Raw genomic sequence first — 26,116 nt, 5'->3', positions numbered from 1 at the left:
GGACGGGGGCCGGGCGGAACGGGTTCCGCCGTTTCCGCCCGCCGTGCCTCTCCCGTGCACTAGTTTCACGGTGAACGACCGCCGGCCGGCCCGCCGGACCCCCCACACGCCCCGCGGTCCCGTGTGCGAGGGAGACGTGCGCCATGAGCAACCCGTACCAGCCTGCCCAGCAGCCCCGGCCGTTGCATGACCCGTCCGTCGCCCCCGCGCAGCCGAGGCCGCTGCACCGGATGAAGCGGGTGTGGGGCGGGGGGTTGCTCCTGCTGCTCATCGGCTCCGGCTGCGGCGCCGCCCTGGACGGCCCGGACGCCGCGAAGCCCACCGCCGGCCCCGCACCGGCCGCCACCGTGACGTCCACGGCCACCACCACGGTCACCGCGACGCCCGCCGCCCCCGCACCGGCGGCGACGGTCACCGCGGCTGCCACGGCCACGGCCACCGCGACGGTCACGGCGACGGCGACCGTCACCCGGCGGGCGGCCGCCGAGGAGGCGGGCGCCGACGACACGGGCGGCGACGGGTCGGCGTCCGGCGGCGGGAGCGCCGCGTACTACGGCAACTGCTCGGAGGCCCGCGCGGCCGGCGCGGCCCCCGTCCGCCGGGGCGACCCCGGTTACGGCCGGCACCTCGACCGCGACGGCGACGGCGTCGGCTGCGAGGGCTGAGGGACCGCGCCGCCCGCGGACGGCCGTGCGCGGCTCGGCCGGGGCGGCTCGGCTCGCGCGCGGCGGCCGTGCGCGGCTCGGCCGGGGCGGTTCAGAGGGGGTCCCCCGGCAGGTCGCGGTAGGCGGACCGGAGGGCGGCCACCACGGGGTGGCCGGTGGCGAGGGGGGTGCCGTCGACGGAGGCGACCTCACGGACGCCGACCGCCGCGTTGGAGACGAAGGCCGCCCGCATCCCGAGGGCCTCCGCCGGCGTGACCGGCGCCGTGGTGTGCGCGTGGAGGCCGCGCAGCAGCGCCATCGTGACGCCGGGCAGGGCCTCGCCCTCGGGCCAGACCACCCGGTCCGCCGCGTCGACGAAGCCGACGTTCCACGTGGGGCCCTCGGTCACGCGGCCGTCCCGGTCGGTGAAGAGCGCGTCGTCGGCCCCCTGGAGCTGGGCCGCGCGGCGGGCGTGGAGGACGCCGAAGAGGGCGACGTGCTTGACGGCCGGCCGGTCGCGCACGTGCGTCAGGGTCCGCAGCCGCAGCGGGGGCGGCCCGGGCGGGCCGGCCGGGCGGGTGGTGACCAGGACGCGCGGGGTGGCCGGGGCGGCGGGCCGGCCGAGGTCGAGCTCCGGGTCGTAGACCGTGACGCGTACGACGAGGGGGCCGCCCGGCGGCGCGGGCACCGCGCGGCGGACGAGGTCGCGCACCCGGTCGGTGTCGAGGTCCGTCCCGAAGACCGCCCGGCAGTCGCGGGCGAGGCGCTCCAGGTGCAGGGCGAGACCGCGGACGCGCCCGTCCTCGACGCGCAGGGTCGAGAAGTGGCCGTAGTTGGTCAGGGCGAGTGCCCTGAGCTGGTCGGCGCCGGCCGGGGTTCCGTCGAGTTCCGTCACAGGGCCAGTGTGTCCTCACGGGCCCGTGGGAGGGGAGCGCACGGCAGGCCCCCGACGGGGACGCGCCGTTCGGGCCGGCGGGTGGGGTGGACGCGTACGTACGCGTGGCTGCGGGGGTGCGCGGCGGAGGAGACCAGCACGTCGACCGTCTGCGGTACGTCCGGCGGCGCTGCGGGGGACCGCGCGCCGTACAGGGCGAGGGCGGCGGCGCCGGTGAGGAGCGCGTCGGGGCCGGCGTAGAGGAGGGCCGCGCGCAGCAACTGCCTGGGGGTGGGGGCGGTGCCGCGCAGGAGGACGACGCGGGGCAGCAACCGCCGCCAGGGACCGCCGGGCCGGCAGCGTTCGGTGACCACGTACGCGGCGCAGCCGATGGCCTGGAGCTGGTGGACGGTCGCGAGACCGTCCTGGGCGACGACGAGCGGATCGGCGGCACAGGCGGCGCAGGCAACACAGGCGGCGCAGGCAGCAGAGGCGGCGCAGGCAGCACAGGGGGCGGGGTCGGTGCGGACCGCAGCCCGACCGGCGGCGGGGGCCGGTACGACGGCGGGGGCCGGTACGGCGGCGTGGGCCCCGGGAGCCGCGGGCTCCGGCACGGCGGTGGGGGCGGGCGCGGGGCGGGGTGCGGTGGGTCCGGGCATGGGCATGGGCCAACACTCCCCACTCGCACCCCCCCTTACGCACCGCATCCGAACCGTCACGTTCCGGCAGTGAAGGGGTGGGGAGGGGAGGCGGGTTAGCCTCGGGGGCGTAGTCGATCAGTCAGGAGGGTTCGCGATGGCCAGGGTTCCGGTGGCGGCGGTTGCCGCGGGTGGGCTCGTCGGGGGTTACGGGGTCGCCCGGTGGACGGGCAGGCGGCCGCTCGGGGGCGTGGCGCTGGCCGCTGCCGGGGCGGTGGCCGGGCGCGAGTGGCGGCGGCGCAGCGGCACTCCGGCGGCGGCCGCGCTGGGCGCCGCGTACGTCGCCGCGTTCGCCGCGTCGCACCCGCTGGCGAAGAAGGTCGGGGCGTGGCCGGCGGTGTTCTCCGTGGCCGGCGGCATGGCGCTGGCCTCGTGGGCGGTGACGCGCCGCGAAAGGTGAGCGGCCGTTGAACACGGCGCGGGCCGGGTGCGTACTCATGGGCACCTCCCCGTAGTACCTGGGCGGGTGGCCGACCGGCAGGGGCCGGTCACCCGCCCAGGGAGTGGGAGACGGTGTGGATGACGAGCCCGGCCAGCGCCCCCACGACCGTGCCGTTGATGCGGATGAACTGGAGGTCCCGGCCGATGTGGGCCTCGATCTTCCGCGAGGTCTGGTCCGCGTCCCAGCTCGCCACCGTGTCGGTGATGAGCGAGGTGATCTCGGCGCGGTACGTCGTCACCACGTACGCGGCGGCGTCCTCCAGCCAGCCCTCGACCTTCCCCTGGAGCCGGGTGTCCGTCTTCAGCCGGACGCCGAGGGAGAGCAGCGACGCGCGGGCGCGCAGCCGCAGCTCGCTGTTCTCGTCCTCCGCCGCCGACATGATCATGGCGCGGATCGACGCCCACGCGGAGGCGATGACGTCCTGCACCTCGGGGCGGGCCAGCAGCTCCGACTTCAGCCGCTCGACGCGCGCCCGCGTGTCGGTGTCCGCCTGGAGGTCGCCGGCGAAGTCGGCGAGGAAGCGGTCGACCGCGCCGCGCGCCGGGTGGCCGGGCATGTCGCGCACCTCGGTGACGAACCGCAGGAGCTCCTTGTAGACCCGCTCGCCGACCTTCCGGTCGACGAAGCGCGGGGTCCAGCCGGGCGCCCCGCCCTGCACGGCGTCCATCACCGAGTCGCCGTGGGTGACCAGCCAGTCGTGGGCGCGGGCGCAGACCAGGTCGACCGCGCGGTGGTGCGCCCCGTCGGCGACGACGCGGTCCAGGGTCTTGCCGATGCCGGGCGCGATCTCGACGGCCTCCGCCCGCCGGGTGATCGCCTCCCCCACGACGGCCTGCACGTCGGCGTCCCGCAGGACGGTCAGCGCGCCGCGCAGTGCCGTGGCCAGCTCGGCCGTCACCCGGTCCACGTGCGCGGGCTCCGCCATCCACGTGCCGAGGCGGGCGGCGACGTCCAGCGCCCGCAGCCGGACGCGCACCACGTCGGCGGAGAGGAAGTTCTCCCCGACGAACGTGCCGAGGGACTCGCCCAGCTGGTCCTTCTTCGTCGGGATGATCGCCGTGTGGGGGATCGGCAGGCCCATCGGGCGGCGGAACAGCGCCGTGACCGCGAACCAGTCCGCGAGCGCGCCCACCATGCCCGCCTCGGCGGCCGCCGCGACGTACCCCGGCCAGCCCGTCACACCGGACGCCTCCGCCCAGGTCGCCAGGGCGTAGACCACCGCCACGAGGAGCAGCAGGGCCGTCGCCGCCGTCTTCATCCGGCGCACGCCGCGGCGCCGCTCCTCGTCCTCCGCCGTGTACGCGAAGCCCGCGGTGCCCGCCGTCCGCGCGGCCCCCGCCGTCGGTGTGCTCGTGCCGGTTCCGGTCATGCGCTCCGCCCTCGTCGCCGTCTCCTGTCCTCCAGGACCTACTCCCGGGGCGGGCCGCTGGTTCCAGGACCGGCCGTCTTCCCGACCGTTCGGGATCCATTTCACCTTCTCGCGGCACGCTTTCCCGCTACGCACCGGGACACCCCTAAGGCGTGCGGCGTTCGGCGTACATCTTCGCGATGACCGCCTCGATGTCCGGCTCCCGCACCGACAGGTCGACCAGCGGACAGGCGGCGGCGACCGCGGCGACGAGCGGCGCGGCCGACGCCGACGCGGGGAAGGCCAGCCACTGCCGCGGCCCCCGGACCCGGACGACCCGCGCACCGGCGACCTCCAGGGGCGGCAGCTCCCGCTCCAGGTCGACGACGAGGGTGCGCTCGCCCGCCCCGGCCGCGTACAGCTCCTCCACGGTGCCGTCGTGGACGAGCCGCCCGTGGTCGATGACCATCACCCGCCGGCACAGCTGCTCGATGTCGCCGAGGTCGTGCGTGGTGAGCAGGACCGTCGTGCCGCGGTCGGCGTTGAGGTCCCGCAGGAACGCGCGGACCTTCGCCTTCGACACGACGTCCAGGCCGATCGTCGGCTCGTCGAGGTAGAGGACGTCCGGGTCGTGCAGCAGCGCCGCCGCGATGTCGCCGCGCATCCGCTGGCCGAGCGAGAGCTGCCGGACGGGCACCTCCAGCAGGTCGCCCAGGTCGAGCAGTTCGACGCAGCGGTCGAGGTTCTCGCGGAACCGGGCGTCGGGGACCCGGTACAGACGGTGCACCAGCCGGTACGAGTCGCGCAGCGGCAGGTCCCACCACAGGCTGGTCCGCTGGCCGAAGACGACGCCGATCCGGCGGGCCAGGCGCGTCCGCTCCCGCGACGGGTCGATGCCGGCGACGCGCAGCCGGCCGGCGCTCGGCGTGAGGATGCCGGTGAGCATCTTCACGGTGGTGGACTTGCCGGCGCCGTTGGGGCCGATGTACCCGACCATCTCGCCGCGCGCCACGCGGAAGCCGATGCCGTCCACCGCCCTCACCTGGCGCCTCTCCCGACGCAGCAGGCCCGCCCTGCGCCGGACGTCGAAGACCTTCTCGACTCCGTCCAGCTCGATGAAGTCCGCTTCCGTGGTGCTCACGCCTCAGCTCCCCGTCGATCGGTACGAACGCAGACCGGCCCGCCAGGCCAGGCCCGACGCCGCCACGCACGCGGCGGCGACGAGCGGCGGGGCGAAGGCCGCCCACGACGGCAGGCCCGCCGGGGCGTCGCGCCCCAGCACGTACAGGGCCGGCACCCAGTTCACGAACGCCAGCGGCACGACGTAGACGACGCCGCGCACCAGGTCGCCGGCGAAGACGGACGGCGGGTACTGCAGGAGGGTGTTCCCGCCGTACGTGAAGGAGTTGGCGACCTCGGCGCCGTCCTGCGCCCAGAACTGGAACGCGGCCCCGGCCGTCATCAGCGAGCCGAAGATCAGGGCGCCCGTCAGGGTCATCAGCGGCACCATGGCCACCTTCAGCGGCGTCCACTCCACCCCGTCCAGCACCACCAGCGACCACACCAGCACCAGCAGCCCCTGGGTGACGCGGCCCAGCCGCCGCAGCGCGAACCGGTCCGCCGCCACCTGGGCCAGCACCGGCACCGGCCGCACCAGGAGCGTGTCGAGGGTGCCGTCCCGTACGCGCCGGCCGACCTTCCCCACCTGACCGATCGCCAGGTCCGCCAGGCCGAAGGCGGTGCCGGTCGTCCCGTAGAGGAACGCCACCTCGGCGAAGGAGAACCCGCCGAGTCCCCGCACGTGCGTGAACATCATCCAGATCACGACGAAGTCGAAGAAGTTCGCCACCGCGTTGGACAGCAGCGTCATCGCGAAGGAGAAGCGGTACGTCATCGTCGAGCGGATCCACATCACGGCGATCAGCCCGTACGCCCGCACGCCCCACGCGGCACGGCCCACCGGCCCACCGGGACCGTCAGCCACCCTGCACCACCACCCGGCGCGTCGCGACCTCCTGGAGCAGCCGGCCCGCCCCCAGCAGCACCAGCGCCCAGCCCGCCTGGAAGGCGTACGCCTCCAGCAGCCCCCAGCCGGTCCGCTTCTCCAGGAACACGTCGGCGGGGACCTGCAGCATCGACGCCCAGGGCAGCATCCGCGCGACCTCCCCCAACCCGCCGGGGAAGACCGTCAGCGGCAGCAGCATCCCCGAGAAGAACAGCCCCGACAACCACGCCACCTGCACCACCCCGGCACCGTCCATCAGCCAGAACACCGACAGCGCCACCAGGAACCAGACCGCGAAGCTCACCACGACCCCGAGCGCCACCGACACCAGGAACGCGGGCCAGGTGAGCGGGTGTTCGGGCAGGGCCACGTCGAACGCGCTCGCGCCCACCGCCATCGGCACCACCCCCCGCCCCAGCAGCTGGAACGCGGCGCGCCCCAGGTCGGCGGCGAGCCACCACGCCTGGAGGTCGGTGGGACGGTGGAGGTCCACGGCGATGTCGCCCGTCCTGATCCGCTCGATCAACTCGCCCTCGAAGCCGCCGCCCATGAGGGAGCACGCGGCGAGCAGCGCCTGTCCGAGCCAGACGTACGCGAGGGCCTCGGGCAGGTCGTAGCCGCCGAGCCGGGGGCGCTCCTCCCACAGGGCCGTGTAGGTGAACGCCAGGACGAAACCGAAGACGGTGTTGGTGAAGACCCCGGCGGCGGTGGCCAGCCGGTAGGTGGCGTGGCGCCGGAAACCGCCGCTCAGCACGGCCAGGTACAGCCGCATGACGCCGCCTCCGCCCTCTCCCGTCCCGCGCGGCCGACGCTCGGCCGAAGCGGGTGAGCGTAGCCAGTCGCCCGCGGGGGCCGCGACCGTTTTTTTCCGGCCGGAGGCCGCGCCGCGGGCGACGGCCGGCCCGCCCGGAGCGGCCGGTCGGGAGGGGCGGGCCCGGCCGGTCCGGCCGGGTCCGGTCGCCAGATCCACGGGAAGGGCGCCGGGCCGGTGCACTATGAGACAGGCGACAAACCGCCACATGTCGGACAGTCGGACAGTGACCGCGATCGTGACCGTGCCGGAGACCCATGAGCGACGACCCGCCGCAGCCCATCACCGGAGGCTGGGAACCCCGTGACCCCACCGTCCACACCCCCGGCGGCACACCCGCCCGACCGCCCCGCCGCGCCCGCCTCCGCATCCGCCGGCGCACCCGGCGCACCGGCTGGCGCAGGATCATCCCCACCCGGCGGACCGTCCTCGGCGGGTTCCTCCTCCTCGTCCTCCTCGCCACCGGCGGCCTCCTCGCCGGCTACCACCTGGTCGACGTCCCGCCCGCCAACGCCGCCGCGACCGCCCAGGCCAACGTCTACCTCTACGCCGACGGCACCCCCCTCGCCCAGGGCGGCCGCGTGAACCGCGAGAGCGTCCCCCTCGCCCGCGTCCCCCGCCCCCTGCGCCAGGCCGTCCTCGCCGCCGAGGACCGCGACTTCCACACCGAGCCCGGCGTCGACCCCGAGGCCCTCGTCCGCGCCGCCTGGAACACCGTCACCGGCAAGGGCACGCAGGGCGGATCGACCATCACCCAGCAGTACGTGAAGAACTACTACCTCGGCCAGGAGCGCACCCTCACCCGCAAGGTGAAGGAGTTCTTCATCGCCATCAAACTCGACCGCAGCCAGACCAAGGACCAGATCCTCGAGGGCTACCTCAACACCAGCTACTACGGACGCAACGCCTACGGCGCCCAGGCCGCCGCCCGCGCCTACTACGGCAAGGACGTCCAGGACCTCAGCACCTCCGAAGGCGCCTACCTCGCCTCCCTCCTCAACGCCCCCAGCGCCTACGACGTCGGAGCCCGCCCCACCAACCGCCCCCGCGCCCTCGCCCGCTGGAACTACGTCCTCGACGCCATGGTCCAGGAACGCTGGCTCACCGCGGCCGAACGCAAGGGCCTCGTCTTCCCCGCGGTCCTCCCCGCCCGTCCCACCGCCGGCCTGGCCGGCCAGCGCGGCTACGCCGTCCAGGCGGTCGACGCCTTCCTCGCCCGCAACGGCATCCTCAGCGAACACGCCATCGCCGCCGGCGGCTACCGCATCACCACGACCCTGGAGAAGGGCCGCATGGACGCCTTCGCCGACGCCGTACGCGAACAGGTGACCGACCGGCTCGACCCGGCCGCCAACCCCGCCGACCGGTACGTACGGGTCGGCGGCGCCTCCATCGAACCCGCCACCGGCCGCGTCGTCGCCCTCTACGGCGGCGTCGACTACACGCGGCAGTACGTCAACAACGCCACCCGCCGCGACTACCAGGTCGGCTCCACCTTCAAACCGTTCGTCCTGGCCTCCGCCGTGGCCCACGGCGCCACCACCCAGACCGGCGAACCCATCACCCCGAACACCGTCTACGACGGCAGCAACAAACGCCCCGTCGAAGGCTGGACCGGCGCCCTCTACGCCCCCGCCAACGAGGACGACGTCAACTACGGCGGCATCCCCCTGCGCACCGCCACCGACCGGTCCGTCAACGCCGTGTACGCGCAGCTCGCCGTCGACGTCGGACCGAAGAAGGTCAAGCGCACCGCCATCGCCCTCGGCCTGCCCGCCGACACCCCCGACCTCAACGCCTCCCCGTCGATCGCCCTGGGCCCCGCCACCGCCAGCGTCCTCGACATGGCGGAGGCGTACGCGACGCTCGCCAACCACGGCCGGCGCGGCCTGTACACCCTCGTCGACAAGGTCGAACGGATCGACCCCGCCGGCGACCAGCCCCTGCCCCTGCCCGCCGCCGGCGCCACCGTCCGCCAGGCCGTCAGCCGCGAGGCCGCCGACACCACCACGGCCGTGCTGCGCGGCGTCGTCGAGGGCGGCACCGGCACCGCCGCCCGCGCCGCGGGGCGCCCCGCCGCCGGCAAGACCGGCACCGCCGAGGACGACAAGGCCGCCTGGTTCGCCGGCTACACGCCCGACCTCGCCACCGTCGTCGCCCTCATGGGCCAGGATCCCGACACGGGAGCCCAGCGGCCGCTGTACGGGGCGCTCGGCCTCGACCGCGTCAACGGCGGCGGCCCGCCCGCGGAGATCTGGGCCCACTACACGGGGACCGCCCTGGAGGGCACACCGGTCCGCGACTTCGACCTGGAGGTCGCCGAAGGCGCCGACTTCCCGTTCGACGCACCCTGGGACACCGACCGGCCGCCCGGCTCGGAAGCCCCCTGGCAGGGGCCGCACGAGGAGGAGGTGTGGGCGCCGGACGGCGAACGGTACGCCGAGGGCGACCACGGCCCCGGCCGCGCCCCCGCCGCACGGCCGGAACAACCCCCCGGCCGGACCCAGACCCAGGCACGGAACCAGACCCAGGACCCGGCACAGGACCAGTCCGAGAACCAAGGGCAGGCACAGGACCCGGGACAGGGACAGGACCCGGGACAGGCGCAGGGACACGCCCAGGCATCGACCCGGGCGCAGGCGTCCGGCGGCGCACAGCGCCGCGGACGGGCGCCGGCCCCGGGGAACGGACCGGAACGGCAACCCCCCGCCCCCGTCCACCCCCCGGCACCGGGCCCGGGCGCGGCCGCCGCGGGCGGCACCGCCCGGACGGGGCCCGCGACCGGCCGTCAGTGACCCGACGTGGCCTTCAGCCCCACCACGGCCACCAGCAGCAGACAGACGAAGAAGATCCGGGCGGCGGTCGCGGGCTCGTCGAAGACGACCATCCCCAGCACCGCCGCACCGGCCGCGCCGATCCCGACCCACACCCCGTACGCCGTGCCGATCGGCAGCGTCCGGGCCGCCCGCGCCAGCAGCACCATGCTGGCGACGATCCCCAGACACGTCAGGACGCTCGGCCACAGACGCGTGAACCCGTCGGTGTACTTCATCCCCACCGACCAGCCGACCTCCAGCAGACCGGCGACGACGAGCAGGACCCAGGCCATGACGACACGCACCCTTCGAGACGAGAGCTACAGGCGGTGCGTCGTCTTTGCCTTCGGACCCGGTACGGCGCGTCTCGTCGGGTTCCCCCCAGGGTAACCGGCCCCGGCGGGACGGGCGGCGGGAGCCGGAACCCTCAGAGGTAGAGCCCCGTGGAGTCCTCCGACCCCTCGAAGCGGTCGGCGGCCACCGCGTGCAGGTCCCGCTCCCGCATCAGCACGTACGCCACGCCCCGCACCTCGACCTCGGCACGGTCCTCGGGGTCGTACAGGACGCGGTCGCCCACCTCGACGGTCCGGACGTTCTGACCGACCGCGACCACCTCGGCCCAGGCCAGCCGGCGGCCCACCGCCGCGGTCGCGGGGATGAGGATGCCGCCTCCCGAGCGCCGCTCGCCCTCGGGAACGTCGGACCGGACCAGCACCCGGTCGTGCAGCATCCGGATGGGCAACTTGTCGTGGGTGTTCTCGCTCACGCCACGAACTTACCCGGCCGCGCCGCGCACCGGCGCCGGAGGGGCCCCACCCGGCCGGGACACCGACCGCGAGCGACGCCCCGCACCCCGCCGGAACGCCGCGGGCCGACGGGGCGGCGGGGTGCGGCGGGCCGGCGGGGCGGGGCCGGCCGGCGGACTACTTCCGGCGCTTGCCGCGGCCCGACAGCGCGATCAGGCCGATGACACCGACGGCGAGCAGCGCCACCGGGATCACCCGTTCCAGGCGCGGACCGCCGTCCTCGGTCACCAGTCCCGCCTTGACGTCGGCCACCACCCGGTTCACGGCGACGTAGGCCCGGCCGGCCGTCTCGTCGACCGTGGACGCCACTTTCGCCTTCGCGTCGCCCATGATCGTCTTCGGGTGCATCCGTACGCCGATCTCGTCGAGCGTGACGGCGAGCTGCTCGCGCCGGCGGACGATGTCCGCCTCGATCTGCGCGGGGGTCCTGGCGTCCGACACCGAGCTGCCTCCGTAGGTGGTCGTGGATCTCCGGTCGTCCCGCACAGTTTGTCAGCTCCGCGGCCCGCAGGCTGTCACAGACCCCCATTAGGCTCGGTCCGGTACCACCACACCCCCGTGAGGAGCCACGACCATGAGCGAGCGACTGCAGCCCGGCGACACCGCCCCCGCCTTCACCCTGCCCGACGCGGACGGCAAGGAGGTCTCGCTCGCGGACCACAAGGGCCGCAAGGTCATCGTCTACTTCTACCCGGCGGCCCTCACCCCCGGCTGCACCAAGCAGGCGTGCGACTTCACCGACAACCTCGACGTCCTGGCCGACGCCGGGTACGACGTGATCGGCGTCTCGCCGGACAAGCCGGAGAAGCTGGCGAAGTTCCGGGAGAAGGAGGACCTGCGGGTCACGCTCGTCGGCGACCCGGAGAAGAAGGTCCTGGAGGCGTACGGCGCCTTCGGCGAGAAGAAGCTCTACGGCAAGACGGTGACGGGCGTCATCCGCTCCACCGTGATCGTCGACGCCGACGGCAAGGTCGAGCGCGCCCTGTACAACGTGAAGGCCACCGGCCACGTCGCGAAGATCATCAAGGACCTCGGCATCTGACCCCCGGCGCGGCCCCCTCGCACCCCACCCGAACGGCCCGCCCCGCCCCACCGGCGGCCCGGGCCGTTCCGCCCGCCGGACGTGACCACCGGACAAGCGTTTCGTTGACCCGTACGAGGCCACGAACGCACGGCCGGACGGGGAACCGGGAGGGGAGGACGCGATGTCGGTCAGCCCGTACACGAAGGAGCGCCTGGAGGAGGCCGCTCGGGGCGCGCGCTCGCTGTCGGAGGCGCTGGTGCGGCTGGGGGTGGATCCGGGGAGCCCGACACGGCGCTACCTCCGTGAGCGGATGAGGCGGCTCGGGGTGGACACGTCGCACTTCGAACGGGACGGGGTCACGTGGACCAGGGAGGTCCTCCAGGCAGCCGTCTCGGCATCGACCAACCGCTACGAGGTGCTGCGCCACCTCAAGCTGGACGCCGTCGGTGGGCACCACGCGCACATCGGCCGCCGCATCGCGGCGTACGGCATCGACACCTCCCACTTCCGCACGCCGACGGGACGCGGTCGGCCCCGGCGCGCCCTGACGCCGGAAGGGGTCCTCGTCGAGCAGCCGCCCGGTACGGCCAGGCGCGTCCCCGGCGAGCGACTGCGGTGGGCGTTGACGGCGCTCGGCGTGCCGGAGCGGTGCGCCCTGTGCGGGACGGGGCCGGTCTGGCGGGGCAACCGGCTGCCGCTGGAAGTCGACCACGTCGACGGCGACTGGCGTGACAACCGCATCGGGAACCTCCGCTTCCTCTGCCCCAACTGCCACTCCACGACCGACCGTTACCGCGGCCGCGGCAAGGGACGCGCCCGGGACGTCACGCCGTGAGCGGCGGCGTACGGTACACCCGCGAGCGGCTGGTGCTGGCGGCCGCGCACTGCTCCGACCTCGACGAGGTCATCGCGTTCCTCGGCACCCGCCCCTACGGCAAGCTGCGCAGGTACCTCACGCGGCGGTTCGCCCACTTCGGGATCGACGTCTCGCACTTCGGCGCCGGCGGCGGGCGGCCCCGGCCGACACCGGACGAGGTGCGCGCGGCGGTCGCCGACGCGGTCTCCGTCGCGGAGGTACTGCGCCGTCTCGACCGGCCCGACGGCAGCGCCCAGCGGGCGGCGCTCCGGCGGTGGCTCGCCGAGGACGGCCTCTCCACCGATCACCTCCTCGGACAGGCCCACGGACGCGGCCGACCGGGTACGACCCCCGCCCTGCGCCCCGAGGAGATCCTGGTCCGGCACCGCGGCGACCGCCGGACCAGGACGCATCTGCTGCGCCGCGCGCTCCGCGACGTCGGCGTGCCCGAGGAGTGCGCCGGGTGCGGGGTAGGCCCCCAGTGGTTGGGCAGGCCGATGACGCTGGAGGTCGACCACGTCAACGGGGACCGGAGCGACGACCGGCGGGAGAACCTGCGGCTGCTGTGCCCGAACTGCCATGCGAGCACCAGCACCTGGTGCCGAGGGGGAAAGGGGCGTACCCGGTAGACGGCGCCCGCTCCCCCGGTAGCATGGGCGGGCACGCGGCCGTTGCTGAATGGTATAAGCGGAGGTTTTAGGTGCCTCTGGGCGTGAGCCCATGTGGGTTCGACTCCCACCGGCCGCACAACCGAGGAGGGGCCGCCCGGTCGGGCGGCCCCTCCTCGCGCGCTCAGCCCAACAGTTCCCGGAGGGACGGGAGGAGGGCGCGGAAGGCCTTGCCGCGGTGGCTGATGGCGTTCTTCTCGGCCGCGGTGAGTTCCGCGCAGGTGCGGGTGTCGCCGTCGGGCTGGAGGATCGGGTCGTAGCCGAAGCCGCCGCTGCCCTCGGGGGCGTACCGGAGGGTGCCGTCGAGGCGTCCTTCGACGACGCGTTCGGTGCCGTCGGGGAGGGCGAGGGCGGCCGCGCAGGCGAAGTGGGCGCCGCGGTGGGGGGCGTCGATGTCGGCGAGCTGGGCGAGGAGGAGGTCGAGGTTGGCCTTGTCGTCGCCGTGGCGGCCGGCCCAGCGGGCGGAGAAGATGCCGGGGGCGCCGCCGAGCACGTCGACGCAGAGGCCGGAGTCGTCGGCGATGGCGGGGTGGCCGGTGGCGCGGGCGAGGGCGTGGGCCTTGAGGAGGGCGTTCTCCGCGAAGGTGACGCCGGTCTCCCGGACGTCGGGGACCTCGGGGTGGGCGTCGGCGCCGACGAGTTCGTGGGGGAGTCCGGCGTCGGCGAGGATGGCGCGGAGTTCGGTGATCTTCCCGGCGTTGCGGGTGGCGAGGATCAGGCGGGTCATGGGGTCCAGTATCGCCAGGGGCCGGGTGGTCGCGGGGTCAGGGCGTCACGGGGTCACGGGGTCAGGGGTCACGGGGTCAGGGGTCACGGGGTGCAGACCTTGCCGACCTCGGCGGCGGCGTCGGTGACGGGCTTGAGGTCGGGGGTGGTGTCGCCGTTCTTGACGGCGGTGCGGACCTGCTCGACGCCGCCGGCGAGGTCGTCGACGGCCTTGGAGAGGTCGGCGTCGCCGGTCTTCTCCTTGAGGGTGGCGAGCTCCTGGTCGATGGCGGTGAGGGACTCCTCGATCCGGGTGGGGTCGCCGGCGTCGGAGGCGGCCTGGCTGAGGCGGTCGACGCTGGTGGCGATGGCGTCGGCGGCCTGGACGCAGCCGAGTGCGGTGTCGAGGGTGCCGCAGCCGGTGAGGGTGAGGGCGGCGGTGAGGGCGGTGCCGGCGATGAGGGTGGTGGTGCGGTGTCGGCGCATGGGTGGGTCCTCCCCTGGCTGGTGCGGGCGCACGGGTGTGTCCGTGCGCCCGTGTTCGGTGGGACGCCGCCGGGGGGCGGCGTGGTTGCTCAGAGGGTGGTGTCGAGTGCCTGGCGCTGGAGGAGGGCGAGGTCGGCGCAGCCGCCGGTGGCGAGGTCGAGGAGGGCGTTGAGCTCCTTGCGGTCGAAGGGCTCGGCCTCGGCGGTGCCCTGGACCTCGACGAAGCGGCCGTCGCCGGTGCAGACGACGTTCATGTCGGTCTCGGCGCGGACGTCCTCCTCGTAGCGGAGGTCGAGGAGGGGGGTGCCGTCGACGATGCCGACGGAGACGGCGGCGACGGTGCCGGTGAGGGGCTTGCGGCCGGCTTTGACGAGCTTCTTGGCCTGGGCCCAGGCGATGGCGTCGGCGAGGGCGACGTAGGCGCCGGTGATGGCGGTGGTGCGGGTGCCGCCGTCGGCTTGGAGGACGTCGCAGTCGAGGACGATGGTGTTCTCGCCGAGGGCCTTGTAGTCGATGACGGCGCGCAGCGAGCGGCCGATGAGGCGGGAGATCTCGTGGGTGCGGCCGCCGATCTTGCCGCGGACGGATTCGCGGTCGCCGCGGGTGTTGGTGGCGCGGGGGAGCATGGAGTACTCGGCGGTGACCCAGCCTTCGCCGCTGCCCTTGCGCCAGCGGGGGACGCCCTCGGTGACGGAGGCGGTGCACAGGACGCGGGTGTCGCCGCAGGAGATGAGGACGGAGCCCTCGGCGTGCTTGCTCCAGCCGCGGTGGATGGTGACCGGGCGGAGCTGTTCGGGGGTGCGGCCGTCGATTCGGGTCATGGCGAAGAGCCTAGGGGCTGGCGGGGGTGGTGCGTGCCGGGTGGGCGGGAGCGGGGCGGGGGTGGGGGTGGGGGATGTGACGGGGCCCGCCTCCGTACTGCCGGGTGGGCGGTGCGGGGGCGGGCCCGGTGAGGTGCCGTGCCGTTCAGGGGCGGGTCACATCATGTCTTCGATCTCGGCGGCGATGGGGTCGGCGTCGGTGCCGATGACGACCTGGATGGCGGAGCCCATCTTGACGACGCCGTGGGCGCCGGCGGCCTTCAGCGCGGCCTCGTCGACCAGGGCGGGGTCGTTGACCTCGGTGCGGAGGCGGGTGATGCAGCCCTCGACCTCTTCGATGTTGTCGATCCCACCGAGCCCGGCGACGATCTTCTCAGCCTTGCTGGCCATGTCTTTCTCCCTGTGTTCAAAGAGCGCAGTCTCGGCGCGCCGTTCGTCCGCGTTTGTCACGGTAACTCACGGTTGGCCCATCTACGCAGGCGAGTCGCCGCTCCGTCCTCGAACATGACGATCACCGGCACCCTGCCCGCGGCCGGGCTCCGGGGAGCCTATCGCAACTGGTCTACACCAGTCTGTTCGGGAGGACGCGGATGAGCACGGAGCGCACGGAGGGCACGGCCGCCCCGCGGAAGTCACGGTGGAGCGGGCTGTTCCAGGGGCTGCAGAAGGTCGGGCGGAGCCTGCAGCTGCCGGTGGCGGTGCTGCCCGCGGCCGGTCTGCTGGTGAGTCTGGGCAACCTGTTCTCGGCGTATCTGGACGGGCCCTTCTGGGAGCGGACGTCGGACGTGCTGCTGGAGGGCGGTACGGCGATCCTCGACGGTTCGTTCGGCTTGCCGCTGCTCTTCTGCATCGGTGTGGCGATCGGGTTCGCGAAGAAGGCGGACGGGTCGACGGCGCTGGCGGCGGTGGTCGGTTTCCTCGTGTACTTCAACGTGCTCCAGGCGTTCCCGCGCGAGGGGACGGTGACGGAGGAGCTGCCGGAGGGGGTGCCGCAGAACCCGGGGGTGCTGGGGGGCATCCTGATCGGTCTGCTGACGGCCGTGGTGTGGCAGCGGTACCACCGGACGAAGCTGGTCGACTGGCTGGGCTTCTTCAACGGGCGCCGGCTGGTCCCGATCCAGATGGCGTTCCTGTGCGTGGTCCTCGGTGTGCTGTTCGGGCTGCTGTGGGAGCCGGTCGGCGTGGCGCTGGAGTGGTTCGCCCGGCACCTGATCGACCTGGGCGCGTGGGGCGCGGGCATCTTCGGCCTGGCGAACCGGTTGTTGATCCCGGTGGGGATGCACCAGTTCCTGAACACGTTCTTCTGGTTCCAGGCGGGTGAGTTCACGAAGCCGGACGGGACGGTGGTGCGGGGTGACCTGACACGGTTCTTCGCGGAGGACCCGACGGCCGGGCAGTTCATGTCGGGCTTCTTCCCGATCATGATGTTCGGCCTGCCGGCGGCCGCGCTCGCCATCGCGCACACGGCGCGGCCGGAGCGGCGGCACGAGGTGACGGGGCTGATGGTGTCGGTGGCGCTGACGTCCTTCGTGACGGGGGTGACGGAGCCGATCGAGTTCTCGTTCATGTTCGCGGCGCCGCTGCTGTACGGGCTGCACGCGGTGCTGACGGGCGCGTCGATGGTGATCACCTGGGCGCTCGGGGTGCACGCGGGGTTCAGCTTCTCGGCGGGGTTGATCGACTACGTCGTGAACTGGCACCTGGACACCAAACCGTGGTTGATCATGCCGATCGGTCTGGGGTTCGCGGTGGTGTACTACGTGGTCTTCCGCTTCGCGATCACGTTCTTCGACCTGCCGACGCCGGGGCGGGAGCCGGAGGAGGTGCAGGAGGAGCCCGAGCGGCGGACGACGGCGCCGTAGCGGGCCCCGCCCGCGCGCGCCTCCCCGGCCGGCCCCCGGGGCGCGCCGCACCGGTCGGGGCGAGGTCCGGGGCCGCGCTCCCGGCTCCCTCGGAACAGCTCCCGCGAAGCCCCCGGACCACCCCGTCCGGGGGCTTCGCGCGGGCCTTCACCAGGGACTCGTGAACCGCGCACGGGCTGTAGGGGACGCGTCACGAATTTGCAGGTTCCTTATCTATCCCCGACCGTGCTACAACAGGTCTACACCAGCAATGGTGTAGACCACGCGGCCCCGTCCCCCGTGCCGCGTCCCCCGAGACGCCGCCGTCCCCCTTTTTCCTTCCCCGGGCGGCGCCTTGCCCACTGGAGGAAGTAGATGAGTACGGCCAGCACCGCCCCCGCGGCGGAGAAGAAGAAGGGCGCGGGCGCGATGGCTGTCATGCAGCGCATCGGCCGCAGTCTGATGCTGCCGGTCGCCGTGCTGCCCGCCGCCGCGCTCCTCGTGCGGTTCGGCCAGCCCGACATGCTCGGCAGGGAGTCGTTCCCGGCCTTCATCACCAAGATCGCAGGGTACATGGCCGCGGGCGGTGGCGCGCTGCTCGACAACATGGCGCTGCTCTTCGCGGTCGGCATCGCGATCGGCTTCGCGAAGAAGTCCGACGGGTCGACCGCCCTGGCCGCGGTGACGGGTTACCTGGTCTTCAAGAGCGTGCTGGGCACCTTCACGGACAGCAGCCTGCCGAAGAAGGAAGCCATCGTCGACGGCAAGATCGTCATGGTGGAGCAGGCGGTCGACGCCAAGGTGCTCGGCGGCGTGGTCATGGGCATCATCGTGGCCCTGCTCTACCAGCGCTTCTACCGCACCAAGCTGCCCGACTGGGCGGGCTTCTTCGGCGGCCGCCGGCTCGTCCCGATCCTCTCCGCCTTCGCCGGTCTGCTCACCGGCATCGTCTTCGGGCTGATCTGGCCCTGGCTCGGCGCGGGTCTGCACTGGTTCGGTGAGAGCCTCGTCAACTCCGGCGCCGTCGGCGCGGGCATCTTCGGTGTCGCCAACCGCGCCCTGATCCCGGTGGGCATGCACCACCTGCTGAACTCCTTCCCGTGGTTCCAGGCAGGCGAGTACAACGGCAAGAGCGGCGACATCGCCCGCTTCCTCGAAGGCGACCCGACCGCCGGGCAGTTCATGACCGGCTTCTTCCCGATCATGATGTTCGCCCTCCCGGCGGCCTGCCTCGCCATCGTCCACTGCGCCCGCCCCGAGCGCCGCAAGGTCGTCGGCGGCATGATGTTCTCGCTCGCGCTGACCTCGTTCGTCACCGGTGTCACCGAGCCGATCGAGTTCACCTTCATGTTCATCGCCCCGGTCCTCTACGCCCTGCACGCGGTGCTGACCGGTGTCTCGCTGGCGCTGACCTGGGCGCTCGGCATGAAGGACGGCTTCGGCTTCTCCGCCGGCGCGGTCGACTTCTTCCTCAACCTGGGCATCGCCACCAACCCGTGGGGCCTCGCCCTGGTCGGCCTGTGCTTCGCGGCCCTCTACTACGCGGTCTTCCGCTTCGCGATCGTCAAGTTCGACCTGCCGACGCCGGGCCGCGAGTCCGACGAGGAGCTGGCGGAGCTGCAGAAGGCGGAGGCGAAGTAGCCACGCCCCGCGAGCCGACCTGATCGGCCGCACCCCGAGGCCCGGCCGTCCCACCGACGGCCGGGCCTCGCCGTACCCGGACCCGGGACCCGGGCCCGGACCCGCACCAGGACCCGGGCCCGGGCGCCGGACGCCGGACGCCGGACGCCGGGCGCCGGGCGCCCCGGGCGGCGCCCCCGCTGCGGGGCACGCCCGACGCGCGGTTCGACGACCGGCACCTGATGGGGCGGCTGTACGAGGGCGGGCGACGGTGGAGCCGGCCGGCGGCCGGTACGACCTGGTCCGGCGGCGCCGCGGGCTGCGGCGGAGCGGGGCGCCGGGCAGGGCCCGGCCGAGGACCCGGAGCGGTTGCGGGCGCTGCCGGCGGACCCGGTGGGCCCGGGGGGCGTCAGAGTTCGTAGACCGTGCCCGGGCGGGCCAGCTCCGCCGGACCGCCGTACACGGCGCGGGCGTCGGCGAGGTTCCGCTCGCCGTCCGTCCACGGCGGGACGTGCGTGAGGACGAGGCGCCCGACGTCGGCGCGGGCGGCGGTGGCGCCCGCCTCACGGCCGTTCAGGTGCAGCTCGGGGATGTCCTCCTTGCCGTGCGTGAAGGACGCCTCGCAGAGGAACAGGTCCGTGCCGGCCGCCAGCTCGTCCAGGGCGTCGCACACGCCGGTGTCCCCGGAGTACGCGAGGGACGTGCCGCCGTGCTCGACGCGGATGCCGTACGCCTCGACGGGGTGGCACACCCGCTCGGTCCGCACCCGGAACGGGCCGATGTCGAAGCTCCCGGAGCGGAGCGTGCGGAAGTCGAAGACCTCGCTCATGGCCGTGGGGGACGGGGTGTCCGCGTACGCCGTGGTCAGCCGCTGCTCGGCGCCCTCCGGCGCGTACACCGGGAGGGCGTCGCAACGGCCCCCCTCGTGGCGGTAGTAGCGGGCGACGAAGTACCCGCACATGTCGATGCAGTGGTCGGCGTGGAGGTGGCTGAGGAAGATGGCGTCGAGGTCGTACAGACCGCAGTGGCGCTGCAGCTCGCCCAGGGCGCCGTTGCCCATGTCGAGGAGCAGCCGGAAGCCGTCGGCCTCTACGAGGTAGCTCGAGCAGGCCGAGTCCACGGACGGGAACGACCCGGAACAGCCGACGACGGTGAGCTTCATGGAGCGTGAACCTCCGTGGACGGGAGCGGGGCAGCGCTGGCGGGGGGAGGTCGTGCGGTGCGACGAGCGTAAGGCGCGGCACGGCGGCACGCTCCTCCGCAGCGGCCCGTTGTGGGGGAACTCACCCGTGCTGTCACCGGTTCGGATGGACGGTGGCCGGGGTGCGGTCGGGCGGTGCGGGGCGGTGGCCGGTAACGTCCGGGGGTATGGACACGTCCTGGTGGCTGGCGCTCGGCGCCGCCGTGGTGCTCGCCCTGGTCGCGGCCTCCGCCGACGGGCGCGGACGGGGCGGGCCGCGCGGGCGGCGGCCGGGCGGGAGCACGCGGCCCCCGGCGCGGCCGGGGCGCCGGCCGGCGGGCCGTCCCGCCGGGCCCCGGCGGTCGGGCCAGGCGCCGCCCGGGCGGCGGCCGGAGCCGGGCGAGATCTGGTGGGCCGACGTGCCGTACGAGGACGGGCCCGGCTCGAAGGACCGGCCGTGCCTGGTGCTGGCGGTACGCGGGGACGCGGCGCTCGTCGCGAAGATCACGAGCAGGTACCGGGACGAGCGGGCCGGAGTGATCGTGTTGCCGCCGGGCTCGGTCGGCGACACCCGGGGCAGGCCGAGCTTCCTGGAGACGGACGAACTGCGTGACGTGGCCCTGTGGGAGTTCCGCCGCCGCGTGGGCGCGGTGGACCCCCTGGTCTGGGACCAGGTCCGCCACCTGACGACCGACTGACACCCCGGGCCGGGCCCGGCGGAGCGCCGCGTGCGGGGCGGCGGGCGGTCCGGGGTGACCGCGCGCCGGACCCGGGCCGGGAGCCGCTCGCGCCGCGCCGTCGCCGGCCCGGGCTGGCACCCCTCCCCAGGCCGGGCGGACGAACAACGGCGAAGGCACCCGGCCGGCCAGGCGGTTGCACGCCCAGCGATCACCCCAGGGCGGTCCACGGGACGGCGCACCGCCTCCCGCCCCCACCGCGCCACCAGACGCACCCGCAGACCGGCCGCGACGACCGCGCACGGGCGACAGACCGGGAGCCGCAGCGGCCCTGGAGGCGGCGCCGTCGCCGGCCCGGACGGACATCCCTCCCCAGGCCGGGCGGACGAACAACGGCGAAGGCACCCGGCCGGCCAAGTGGTCAGGCGCCCAGCCGATCTCCACAACCGGCGGACCACCCCCGCCCCGACTGCGCCACCGGCCGCGCCCGCAGACCGGCCGGAAGGCGCCCGGTGTACGGGACGGCGGACCGGCCGCGACGAACGCGCACAGGCCATGAGCCGGGAGCCGCAGCGGCCCAGGAGGCCGTGCCGTCGCCGGGCTGGCCTGGAGCCGCAGGGACGCTCGCGGGCGTGCCGTCGCGGGCCTGGAGCCACAGCGGCGCTCGGGGCACGCCGTCGCCGGACGGGCCGGGAGCCGCAGGGGGCCCTGGGGGCCGCGCCTCGACGGCCGGTTGCCGCGGGGCCGCGCCGTCGCCGGCGGGCCGGGACTCGCGGGGGCGCCCGGGGGCATGCCGTCGCCGGGCGGGGCGGGAGTCGCAGGGGGCCGGGGCCGCGCCGTCACCGGCGGCCGGGCAGGCGGTCCTTGCCCGGATGGGGCGGGGCGTCGGGCGTTCGCCGTCGGGCGGGTGGCCGCCCCGCGGGGACTGTCGGTCAGGGGGCGGGGGCCCGCCCGGCCGGGTGGGTCAGGCCCAGAGCTGGCCCTGGAGGGTTTCGATGGCGGCCTCCGTCGTCGGGGCCGTGTACACGCCCGTCGACAGGTACTTCCAGCCGCCGTCCGCGACGACGAAGACGATGTCCGCCGCCTCGCCCGCCTTCACGGCCTTCCGGCCGACGCCGATCGCGGCGTGCAGGGCCGCGCCCGTGGAGACGCCCGCGAAGATGCCCTCCTGCTGGAGGAGCTCCCGGGTGCGGGTGACCGCGTCGGCGGAGCCGACCGAGAAGCGGGTGGTGAGGACGGTGGCGTCGTACAGCTCGGGGACGAAGCCCTCGTCGAGGTTGCGCAGCCCGTACACCAGGTCGTCGTAGCGCGGTTCGGCGGCGACGATGCGTACGTCGGGCTTGTGCTCGCGCAGGTAGCGGCCGACGCCCATGAGGGTGCCGGTGGTGCCGAGGCCGGCGACGAAGTGGGTGATCGACGGCAGGTCGGCGAGGATCTCGGGGCCGGTCGTGGCGTAGTGGGCCGCGGCGTTGTCCGGATTGCCGTACTGGTAGAGCATCACCCAGTCGGGGTTCTGCTCCGCGAGCTCCTTGGCCACGCGTACGGCGGTGTTGGAGCCGCCCGCGGCGGGGGACGGGATGATCTCCGCCCCCCACATGGTGAGCAGGTCGCGCCGTTCCTGCGAGGTGTTCTCCGGCATGACGCAGACGATGCGGTACCCCTTGAGGCGGGCCGCCATGGCCAGGGAGATGCCGGTGTTGCCGCTGGTGGGCTCCAGGATGGTGCAGCCCGGGGTGAGACGGCCGTCCTTCTCCGCCTGCTCGATCATGTGCAGGGCCGGCCGGTCCTTGACGGAGCCCGTGGGGTTGCGGTCCTCCAGCTTGGCCCAGATGCGGACGTCGTCCGACGGGGACAGGCGCGGCAGGCGGACCAGCGGGGTGTTCCCGACGGCGGCGAGGGGGCTGTCGTAGCGCATCAGCGCATGCCGCCGGCCACGGCCGGGAGGATCGTGACGTTGTCGCCGTCGGCCAGCTTGGTGGAGATGCCGTCGAGGAAGCGGACGTCCTCGTCGTTGAGGTACACGTTCACGAAGCGGCGCAGCTCGCCGCCGGCGGACCGGTCGACGATGCGCTCCTGGATGCCCGTGTGGCGGGACTCGAGGTCGGCGAACAGCTCGGCGAGGGTCTCCCCGCTGCCCTCGACGGCCTTGGCGCCGTCGGTGTAGGTGCGGAGGATGGTCGGGATGCGGACCTCGATGGCCATGGGGACTCCTGGAGGGAAAGGGGCTCGGACGTGCGGGGGCAGGTCGCACCGCGCGCCCGGAAGCGGGCGCGGGCGGTGCGCGCGTGCGGGAGGGGTGGTGCGCGGGGGGGGGCCGCGTCTCAGGCGGCAGCGCCGCGGGGACACATGGCGCTGGCGAGGCGGCACAGGTCGACGTGCAGCCGCGCGACGAGCAGGACGGTGCCCGGCGTCTTTTCGCTCACGTCGAGGAGAACCATGCGCTCATCGTATCGATTCCCGGCCCTCCGCCCGGAGTGTGATCTCGCATTCCGGACAGGGACCGCTCGCCAGGCGGAACATGGCGGGGGGAGGCGCAGGTCAGTACGTTTCGACGACCTCGACGTCTTCCTCGGTGATCTCGCCGTCCACGATGCGGTACGAGCGGAACTGGAAGGGACCCGCGCCGTCGGTGTCGGCGGTGGAGACGAGGACGTAGTGGGCCCCGGGCTCGTTGGCGTACGAGACGTCGGTGCGGGACGGGTACGCCTCGGTGGCGGTGTGCGAGTGGTAGATCACGACGGGCTCCTCGTCGCGGTCGTCCATGTCGCGGTAGAGCTTCAGCAGGTCGCCGGAGTCGAACTCGTAGAAGGTGGGCGAGCGGGCGGCGTTGAGCATCGGGACGAAGCGCTCGGGGCGTCCGGAGCCGGCCGGGCCGGCGACCACGCCGCAGGCCTCGTCCGGGTGGTCGGCGCGCGCGTGCGCGACGATCTGGTCGTACAGAGCCCGTGTGATGGTCAGCATGGGGTTCAGGATAAGCATGTGGGCCCGTCCGTACCGAGGGTCGGTACGGACGGGCCCACATGCTGGACGGCGGCGCCGGTCAGCGGCGCTTGAAGGAGGCGCTCTCCGGGTTCCGGGACTTCAGGACCAGGTAGGAGACGCCGAGCAGCAGGGCCCACAGCGGGGCGCAGTACAGGGAGACCCGCGCGCCCTCGTCGATGCCCATCATCACGATGACCATGCCGATGAACAGCAGGGCGAACCAGCTGGTGAACGGCGCTCCGGGGGCCTTGAACTCCGACTCCGGGGCCTCGCCGCGCCGGACGGCGGCCCGGTAGCGGATCTGGGAGACCAGGATCATGATCCAGGCCCACATGCCGGAGATGGTGGCGAAGGAGACGACGTACTCGAAGGCCTTGCCGGGGGCGACGTAGTTGATCCAGACACCCACGAGCATCAGCGTCGCCGAGAAGGTGAGGCCGATCAGCGGGGCGCCGGACTTCGTCAGCCGGGTGAAGACCTTCGGGCCCTGGCCGTTGAGCGCGAGGTCGCGCAGCATCCGGCCGGTGGAGTACATGCCCGAGTTGCAGGAGGACAGGGCCGCGGTCAGCACCACGAAGTTCACGATCGCGGCGCCGATGCCGAGGCCCATCTGCTCGAAGGCCGCGACGAACGGCGAGACGCCCGGCTTGAAGTGCGTCCACGGCACGACCGAAAGGATCATGATCAGCGCGCCGACGTAGAAGACCGCGATGCGCCACGGGACGGTGTTGATGGCCTTCGGCAGGGTGACCTTCGGGTCCTTCGACTCGCCGGCGGTGACGCCGACCAGCTCGACCGCGAGGAAGGCGAACATCACGATCTGCAGGGTCATCAGCGTGCCGCCGACGCCCTTCGGGAAGAAGCCGCCCTCGGACCAGAGCAGGGACATGGACGCGGTGTCACCGGCGTCGGAGAAGCCGATGGTGAGGATGCCGGCGCAGATCAGGATCATGCCGACGATGGCGGTGACCTTGACCATCGAGAACCAGAACTCCAGCTCGCCGAAGAGCTTCACGGAGATGAGGTTCGCGCCGTACAGGATGACCGTGAAGACCAGCGCAGAGACCCACTGCGGGATGTTCCACCAGTACGTCATGTACGTGGCGGCCGCGGTGACCTCGGTGATGCCGGTGACGACCCAGAAGAGCCAGTACGTCCAGCCGGTGACGAAGCCGGCGAAGGGGCCGACGAACTCGCGGGCGTACTCCGCGAAGGAGCCCGACACCGGGCGGTACATGAGCAGCTCGCCCAGGGCCCGCATGATGAAGAAGATGACGAGGCCGGCGAGCGCGTACGCCAGGATGAGGCTCGGGCCGGCCTTGGAGATGGCCTTGCCCGCGCCGAGGAAGAGGCCCGTGCCGATGGCCCCGCCGATGGCGATCATCTGGATCTGCCGGGCGCCGAGGCCCCGCTGGTAGCCCTCGCCGACGGCCTCGTCGCCGTGGTGGTCTGTCTCGACCTTCACTGAGGTCATGTTCTTCTGTGCGCCTTTCTCCACGCTGATCCCCCCGGACATGGCTGGAGTGCCGCCGGCGGTCGGCCGGTCGCGGCGCCCCCGGGCACATGGGTGGCGCACCCGGGCGGTCGTGCAGATGTATCACGGCCGCACACATATGGGGCGAAGTGCTCTGTGACCCGGGTCACGGCGAAATCAGGACGAATCCCCGCCCCTCTTGGCGAAAAGGGCGCTGATTCTTGGGCGGATCGTTATACGGAATTGAGCGTCCGCTGAGCGAACACGGTGCTGGCCCGTTACGGCATGAGCGTCTCGACGAGCGTCTCCTGGAGTGCGCCCAGCCACAGGTACGCCATCACCATCGGCTTGCGCGGGTCGGAGTCCGGCAGGCGGTACAGACCGCTGCCCTCGTCCTCGTCGCCGACCTCCAGGCGCGTGCCGATGGTGAGGCGGAGGTCGTTGAGCGCGCCGAGCCAGCTGCGGGACTCCTCGACGTCGAGCTCCAACCGGCCGCCGGGGCCGCCGGCGGCGGTCAGGCGGTCGAGGCTGCGGACGACGGTGAGCGCGTCCTCCCGCTTGCGGGTGCGCAGGTCGTTCTCGGTGAAGCGGCGGAACTCGGCGGACGCCGCCCGCGCCTCGTCGTCGCCGTCGCCGTACGCCTCGGGGAAGAGACGGGCCAGCGCCGGGTCGGACGGAGGCTTGCTGGGGCCGTCGCGGAAGAGGGCGGCGAGGGGGTCCTCGCCCTGCGCGGGCTCGTCGCCGGGGCCGATCAGCTCCAGCATCTGGACGGCGAGGGAGCGCAGGATGGCGACCTCCACCTCGTCCAGCGGAACGGCCGCGCCGCCGCCGGGCAGCGCCTCGAAGTGCCCGCTCATCAGCCGCGGTCCTGGGAGAGCGTCGCCCACAGCCCGTAGCCGTGCATCGCCTGCACGTCGCGCTCCATCTCCTCGCGCGTACCGCTGGAGACCACGGCCCGGCCCTTGTGGTGCACGTCGAGCATCAGCTTGTGCGCCTTGTCCTTGGAGTAACCGAAGTACGTCTGGAAGACGTAGGTCACGTAGCTCATCAGATTGACCGGGTCATTGTGGACGATCGTCACCCACGGGACGTCGGGTTCCGCCACGGCGTGGCCCTCTTCCGCCGGGGCCGTGCGTTCGATCTCTACGGGTGCGACACTCACTCCCCCAATGCTGCCACCGAGGGTGGCGTGCCGCACAAACGGAAGCCGACCGTCCGCTTCCCACCCCGTCGCCGCGCCACCGTCGCACCCGCCGCCGCGCCCCATCGCGCCGCGGTCCGGCCGCCGCCACACCCCGGCCGGGCCCGCCACCGCACCGCGGCCGCGTACGTCCGCGC

30 protein-coding genes, 1 tRNA gene and 1 riboswitch are annotated in these 26,116 nt (G+C 73.7%); of the genes, 10 read left to right on the top strand and 21 right to left on the bottom strand.

Going from position 1 to position 26,116, the window contains the following annotated elements:
- Window positions 1-143 precede the first annotated feature (143 nt).
- On the top strand, window positions 144-665 hold the full coding sequence (locus ACF053_RS06040; protein WP_391952751.1) for an excalibur calcium-binding domain-containing protein: 522 nt from the start codon (window positions 144-146) through the stop codon (window positions 663-665).
- A 91-nt stretch (window positions 666-756) separates the two neighbouring features.
- Here the strand turns inward: ACF053_RS06040 and ACF053_RS06035 are convergent, their stop codons facing one another.
- Window positions 757-1,539: an aminotransferase class IV gene (locus ACF053_RS06035; protein WP_391952750.1), complete on the bottom strand. Its 783-nt coding sequence runs from the start codon at window positions 1,537-1,539 to the stop codon at window positions 757-759.
- On the bottom strand, window positions 1,536-2,183 hold the full coding sequence (locus ACF053_RS06030; RefSeq protein WP_391952749.1) for a hypothetical protein: 648 nt from the start codon (window positions 2,181-2,183) through the stop codon (window positions 1,536-1,538). Before ACF053_RS06030 ends, ACF053_RS06035 begins: the two co-directional genes overlap by 4 nt.
- A 130-nt stretch (window positions 2,184-2,313) precedes the next feature.
- Between ACF053_RS06030 and ACF053_RS06025 the strand changes: the two genes are divergently transcribed.
- Window positions 2,314-2,616: a hypothetical protein gene (locus ACF053_RS06025; protein ID WP_391952748.1), complete on the top strand. Its 303-nt coding sequence runs from the start codon at window positions 2,314-2,316 to the stop codon at window positions 2,614-2,616.
- Between the two features lie 88 nt (window positions 2,617-2,704).
- Here ACF053_RS06025 and ACF053_RS06020 read toward each other — a convergent pair whose 3' ends face one another.
- From ACF053_RS06020 to ACF053_RS06005, 4 genes are all read right to left on the bottom strand, one after another.
- Window positions 2,705-4,027 carry a DUF445 domain-containing protein gene (locus ACF053_RS06020; protein ID WP_391952747.1) on the bottom strand — a complete coding sequence of 441 codons (1,323 nt, stop codon included), beginning with the start codon at window positions 4,025-4,027 and terminating at the stop codon, window positions 2,705-2,707.
- 145 nt (window positions 4,028-4,172) lie between these two features.
- Window positions 4,173-5,147 carry an ABC transporter ATP-binding protein gene (locus ACF053_RS06015; RefSeq protein ID WP_391952746.1) on the bottom strand — a complete coding sequence of 325 codons (975 nt, stop codon included), beginning with the start codon at window positions 5,145-5,147 and terminating at the stop codon, window positions 4,173-4,175.
- A gap of 3 nt (window positions 5,148-5,150) precedes the next feature.
- Window positions 5,151-5,918, bottom strand: a complete 768-nt coding sequence (locus tag ACF053_RS06010; RefSeq protein WP_391953190.1) for an ABC transporter permease — start codon at window positions 5,916-5,918, stop codon at window positions 5,151-5,153.
- A 64-nt stretch (window positions 5,919-5,982) separates the two neighbouring features.
- Window positions 5,983-6,783, bottom strand: a complete 801-nt coding sequence (locus tag ACF053_RS06005) for an ABC transporter permease (RefSeq protein WP_391952745.1) — start codon at window positions 6,781-6,783, stop codon at window positions 5,983-5,985.
- Between the two features lie 296 nt (window positions 6,784-7,079).
- Here ACF053_RS06005 and ACF053_RS06000 point away from each other — a divergent pair, with 296 nt between their 5' ends.
- Window positions 7,080-9,617 carry a transglycosylase domain-containing protein gene (locus tag ACF053_RS06000; RefSeq protein ID WP_391952744.1) on the top strand — a complete coding sequence of 846 codons (2,538 nt, stop codon included), beginning with the start codon at window positions 7,080-7,082 and terminating at the stop codon, window positions 9,615-9,617.
- Here the strand turns inward: ACF053_RS06000 and ACF053_RS05995 are convergent.
- The 3 genes from ACF053_RS05995 to ACF053_RS05985 form a co-directional block, all read right to left on the bottom strand.
- Window positions 9,611-9,931 carry a DMT family transporter gene (locus ACF053_RS05995; RefSeq protein WP_391952743.1) on the bottom strand — a complete coding sequence of 107 codons (321 nt, stop codon included), beginning with the start codon at window positions 9,929-9,931 and terminating at the stop codon, window positions 9,611-9,613. The genes ACF053_RS06000 and ACF053_RS05995 overlap by 7 nt on opposite strands.
- Before the next feature lie 35 nt (window positions 9,932-9,966).
- Window positions 9,967-10,030: riboswitch (guanidine-III (ykkC-III) riboswitch) on the bottom strand.
- 35 nt (window positions 10,031-10,065) lie between these two features.
- Window positions 10,066-10,404 (bottom strand): GroES family chaperonin, encoded by a 339-nt coding sequence (locus ACF053_RS05990; protein WP_391952742.1) that lies wholly within the window; start codon window positions 10,402-10,404, stop codon window positions 10,066-10,068.
- A 157-nt stretch (window positions 10,405-10,561) separates the two neighbouring features.
- On the bottom strand, window positions 10,562-10,885 hold the full coding sequence (locus ACF053_RS05985; RefSeq protein ID WP_391952741.1) for a DUF3618 domain-containing protein: 324 nt from the start codon (window positions 10,883-10,885) through the stop codon (window positions 10,562-10,564).
- Window positions 10,886-11,018: 133 nt separating this feature from the next.
- Here ACF053_RS05985 and bcp point away from each other — a divergent pair, with 133 nt between their 5' ends.
- From bcp to ACF053_RS05965, 4 genes are all read left to right on the top strand, one after another.
- Window positions 11,019-11,486, top strand: a complete 468-nt coding sequence (bcp, locus tag ACF053_RS05980) for a thioredoxin-dependent thiol peroxidase (RefSeq protein ID WP_058943935.1) — start codon at window positions 11,019-11,021, stop codon at window positions 11,484-11,486.
- Between the two features lie 163 nt (window positions 11,487-11,649).
- On the top strand, window positions 11,650-12,303 hold the full coding sequence (locus tag ACF053_RS05975; RefSeq protein ID WP_391952740.1) for an HNH endonuclease signature motif containing protein: 654 nt from the start codon (window positions 11,650-11,652) through the stop codon (window positions 12,301-12,303).
- Window positions 12,300-12,953: an HNH endonuclease signature motif containing protein gene (locus tag ACF053_RS05970; protein ID WP_391952739.1), complete on the top strand. Its 654-nt coding sequence runs from the start codon at window positions 12,300-12,302 to the stop codon at window positions 12,951-12,953. The genes ACF053_RS05975 and ACF053_RS05970 overlap by 4 nt, the downstream gene beginning before the upstream one ends.
- A gap of 35 nt (window positions 12,954-12,988) precedes the next feature.
- A tRNA-Leu gene (locus ACF053_RS05965) sits at window positions 12,989-13,071 on the top strand.
- 45 nt (window positions 13,072-13,116) lie between these two features.
- Here ACF053_RS05965 and rdgB read toward each other — a convergent pair.
- From rdgB to ACF053_RS05945, 4 genes are all read right to left on the bottom strand, one after another.
- Window positions 13,117-13,719 (bottom strand): RdgB/HAM1 family non-canonical purine NTP pyrophosphatase, encoded by a 603-nt coding sequence (rdgB, locus tag ACF053_RS05960; RefSeq protein WP_391952738.1) that lies wholly within the window; start codon window positions 13,717-13,719, stop codon window positions 13,117-13,119.
- Window positions 13,720-13,802: 83 nt separating this feature from the next.
- Complete coding sequence (locus ACF053_RS05955; protein WP_391952737.1) at window positions 13,803-14,183, bottom strand: hypothetical protein; 381 nt, start codon at window positions 14,181-14,183, stop codon at window positions 13,803-13,805.
- 89 nt (window positions 14,184-14,272) lie between these two features.
- On the bottom strand, window positions 14,273-15,004 hold the full coding sequence (rph, locus tag ACF053_RS05950; protein WP_391952736.1) for a ribonuclease PH: 732 nt from the start codon (window positions 15,002-15,004) through the stop codon (window positions 14,273-14,275).
- A gap of 156 nt (window positions 15,005-15,160) precedes the next feature.
- Window positions 15,161-15,454 (bottom strand): glucose PTS transporter subunit EIIB, encoded by a 294-nt coding sequence (locus ACF053_RS05945; protein ID WP_391952735.1) that lies wholly within the window; start codon window positions 15,452-15,454, stop codon window positions 15,161-15,163.
- Between the two features lie 140 nt (window positions 15,455-15,594).
- Here ACF053_RS05945 and ACF053_RS05940 point away from each other — a divergent pair, with 140 nt between their 5' ends.
- Both ACF053_RS05940 and ACF053_RS05935 read left to right on the top strand, forming a co-directional pair.
- The gene (locus ACF053_RS05940; RefSeq protein ID WP_391952734.1) at window positions 15,595-16,866 is read left to right on the top strand and encodes a PTS transporter subunit EIIC; all 1,272 of its coding nucleotides are present in this window, start codon (window positions 15,595-15,597) and stop codon (window positions 16,864-16,866) included.
- Window positions 16,867-17,220: 354 nt separating this feature from the next.
- Entirely contained in the window at window positions 17,221-18,486 is a 1,266-nt protein-coding gene (locus ACF053_RS05935; RefSeq protein WP_391952733.1) for a PTS transporter subunit EIIC, read from the top strand.
- 388 nt (window positions 18,487-18,874) lie between these two features.
- Here the strand turns inward: ACF053_RS05935 and ACF053_RS05930 are convergent, their stop codons facing one another.
- Window positions 18,875-19,627 carry an MBL fold metallo-hydrolase gene (locus tag ACF053_RS05930; RefSeq protein ID WP_391952732.1) on the bottom strand — a complete coding sequence of 251 codons (753 nt, stop codon included), beginning with the start codon at window positions 19,625-19,627 and terminating at the stop codon, window positions 18,875-18,877.
- A 206-nt stretch (window positions 19,628-19,833) separates the two neighbouring features.
- Between ACF053_RS05930 and ACF053_RS05925 the strand changes: the two genes are divergently transcribed.
- The gene (locus ACF053_RS05925) at window positions 19,834-20,343 is read left to right on the top strand and encodes a type II toxin-antitoxin system PemK/MazF family toxin (protein ID WP_391952731.1); all 510 of its coding nucleotides are present in this window, start codon (window positions 19,834-19,836) and stop codon (window positions 20,341-20,343) included.
- Window positions 20,344-21,286: 943 nt separating this feature from the next.
- Here ACF053_RS05925 and ACF053_RS05920 read toward each other — a convergent pair.
- From ACF053_RS05920 to clpS, 7 genes are all read right to left on the bottom strand, one after another.
- Window positions 21,287-22,237, bottom strand: a complete 951-nt coding sequence (locus ACF053_RS05920; protein ID WP_391952730.1) for a PLP-dependent cysteine synthase family protein — start codon at window positions 22,235-22,237, stop codon at window positions 21,287-21,289.
- Complete coding sequence (locus ACF053_RS05915; RefSeq protein ID WP_058945482.1) at window positions 22,237-22,524, bottom strand: MoaD/ThiS family protein; 288 nt, start codon at window positions 22,522-22,524, stop codon at window positions 22,237-22,239. Before ACF053_RS05915 ends, ACF053_RS05920 begins: the two co-directional genes overlap by 1 nt.
- A gap of 119 nt (window positions 22,525-22,643) precedes the next feature.
- Window positions 22,644-22,760: a putative leader peptide gene (locus ACF053_RS05910; RefSeq protein WP_328517154.1), complete on the bottom strand. Its 117-nt coding sequence runs from the start codon at window positions 22,758-22,760 to the stop codon at window positions 22,644-22,646.
- A 100-nt stretch (window positions 22,761-22,860) separates the two neighbouring features.
- Window positions 22,861-23,283: a Mov34/MPN/PAD-1 family protein gene (locus ACF053_RS05905; protein WP_391952729.1), complete on the bottom strand. Its 423-nt coding sequence runs from the start codon at window positions 23,281-23,283 to the stop codon at window positions 22,861-22,863.
- 79 nt (window positions 23,284-23,362) lie between these two features.
- Window positions 23,363-24,778, bottom strand: a complete 1,416-nt coding sequence (locus ACF053_RS05900) for an amino acid permease (protein ID WP_391952728.1) — start codon at window positions 24,776-24,778, stop codon at window positions 23,363-23,365.
- A gap of 278 nt (window positions 24,779-25,056) precedes the next feature.
- Window positions 25,057-25,635, bottom strand: a complete 579-nt coding sequence (locus ACF053_RS05895; RefSeq protein WP_391952727.1) for a DUF2017 domain-containing protein — start codon at window positions 25,633-25,635, stop codon at window positions 25,057-25,059.
- Complete coding sequence (gene clpS, locus ACF053_RS05890) at window positions 25,635-25,940, bottom strand: ATP-dependent Clp protease adapter ClpS (protein WP_031135634.1); 306 nt, start codon at window positions 25,938-25,940, stop codon at window positions 25,635-25,637. Before clpS ends, ACF053_RS05895 begins: the two co-directional genes overlap by 1 nt.
- Between the last annotated feature and the right edge of the window lie 176 nt (window positions 25,941-26,116).

Source organism: Streptomyces kanasensis (genome assembly GCF_043077165.1).
GTDB lineage: Bacteria > Actinomycetota > Actinomycetes > Streptomycetales > Streptomycetaceae > Streptomyces > Streptomyces changanensis.
The sequence above is the reverse complement of the archived record's forward strand: the minus strand, read 5'-3'. Positions and strand labels throughout refer to the sequence as shown.

Excerpts from the sequence above, each read along its gene's own strand:
- ACF053_RS06040 (WP_391952751.1), top strand. The coding sequence starts at position 144 with ATGAGCAACCCGTACCAGCCTGCCCAGCAGCCCCGGCCGTTGCATGAC.
- ACF053_RS06030 (WP_391952749.1), bottom strand. The coding sequence starts at position 2,183 with ATGCCCATGCCCGGACCCACCGCACCCCGCCCCGCGCCCGCCCCCACC.
- ACF053_RS06025 (WP_391952748.1), top strand. The coding sequence starts at position 2,314 with ATGGCCAGGGTTCCGGTGGCGGCGGTTGCCGCGGGTGGGCTCGTCGGG.
- ACF053_RS06020 (WP_391952747.1), bottom strand. The coding sequence starts at position 4,027 with ATGACCGGAACCGGCACGAGCACACCGACGGCGGGGGCCGCGCGGACG.
- ACF053_RS06010 (WP_391953190.1), bottom strand. The coding sequence starts at position 5,918 with ATGTGGATCCGCTCGACGATGACGTACCGCTTCTCCTTCGCGATGACG.
- ACF053_RS06005 (WP_391952745.1), bottom strand. The coding sequence starts at position 6,783 with ATGCGGCTGTACCTGGCCGTGCTGAGCGGCGGTTTCCGGCGCCACGCC.
- ACF053_RS06000 (WP_391952744.1), top strand. The coding sequence starts at position 7,080 with ATGAGCGACGACCCGCCGCAGCCCATCACCGGAGGCTGGGAACCCCGT.
- ACF053_RS05995 (WP_391952743.1), bottom strand. The coding sequence starts at position 9,931 with ATGGCCTGGGTCCTGCTCGTCGTCGCCGGTCTGCTGGAGGTCGGCTGG.
- bcp (WP_058943935.1), top strand. The coding sequence starts at position 11,019 with ATGAGCGAGCGACTGCAGCCCGGCGACACCGCCCCCGCCTTCACCCTG.
- ACF053_RS05975 (WP_391952740.1), top strand. The coding sequence starts at position 11,650 with ATGTCGGTCAGCCCGTACACGAAGGAGCGCCTGGAGGAGGCCGCTCGG.
- rdgB (WP_391952738.1), bottom strand. The coding sequence starts at position 13,719 with ATGACCCGCCTGATCCTCGCCACCCGCAACGCCGGGAAGATCACCGAA.
- ACF053_RS05955 (WP_391952737.1), bottom strand. The coding sequence starts at position 14,183 with ATGCGCCGACACCGCACCACCACCCTCATCGCCGGCACCGCCCTCACC.
- rph (WP_391952736.1), bottom strand. The coding sequence starts at position 15,004 with ATGACCCGAATCGACGGCCGCACCCCCGAACAGCTCCGCCCGGTCACC.
- ACF053_RS05940 (WP_391952734.1), top strand. The coding sequence starts at position 15,595 with ATGAGCACGGAGCGCACGGAGGGCACGGCCGCCCCGCGGAAGTCACGG.
- ACF053_RS05935 (WP_391952733.1), top strand. The coding sequence starts at position 17,221 with ATGAGTACGGCCAGCACCGCCCCCGCGGCGGAGAAGAAGAAGGGCGCG.
- ACF053_RS05930 (WP_391952732.1), bottom strand. The coding sequence starts at position 19,627 with ATGAAGCTCACCGTCGTCGGCTGTTCCGGGTCGTTCCCGTCCGTGGAC.
- ACF053_RS05925 (WP_391952731.1), top strand. The coding sequence starts at position 19,834 with ATGGACACGTCCTGGTGGCTGGCGCTCGGCGCCGCCGTGGTGCTCGCC.
- ACF053_RS05920 (WP_391952730.1), bottom strand. The coding sequence starts at position 22,237 with ATGCGCTACGACAGCCCCCTCGCCGCCGTCGGGAACACCCCGCTGGTC.
- ACF053_RS05915 (WP_058945482.1), bottom strand. The coding sequence starts at position 22,524 with ATGGCCATCGAGGTCCGCATCCCGACCATCCTCCGCACCTACACCGAC.
- ACF053_RS05910 (WP_328517154.1), bottom strand. The coding sequence starts at position 22,760 with ATGGTTCTCCTCGACGTGAGCGAAAAGACGCCGGGCACCGTCCTGCTC.
- ACF053_RS05905 (WP_391952729.1), bottom strand. The coding sequence starts at position 23,283 with ATGCTGACCATCACACGGGCTCTGTACGACCAGATCGTCGCGCACGCG.
- ACF053_RS05900 (WP_391952728.1), bottom strand. The coding sequence starts at position 24,778 with ATGACCTCAGTGAAGGTCGAGACAGACCACCACGGCGACGAGGCCGTC.
- ACF053_RS05895 (WP_391952727.1), bottom strand. The coding sequence starts at position 25,635 with ATGAGCGGGCACTTCGAGGCGCTGCCCGGCGGCGGCGCGGCCGTTCCG.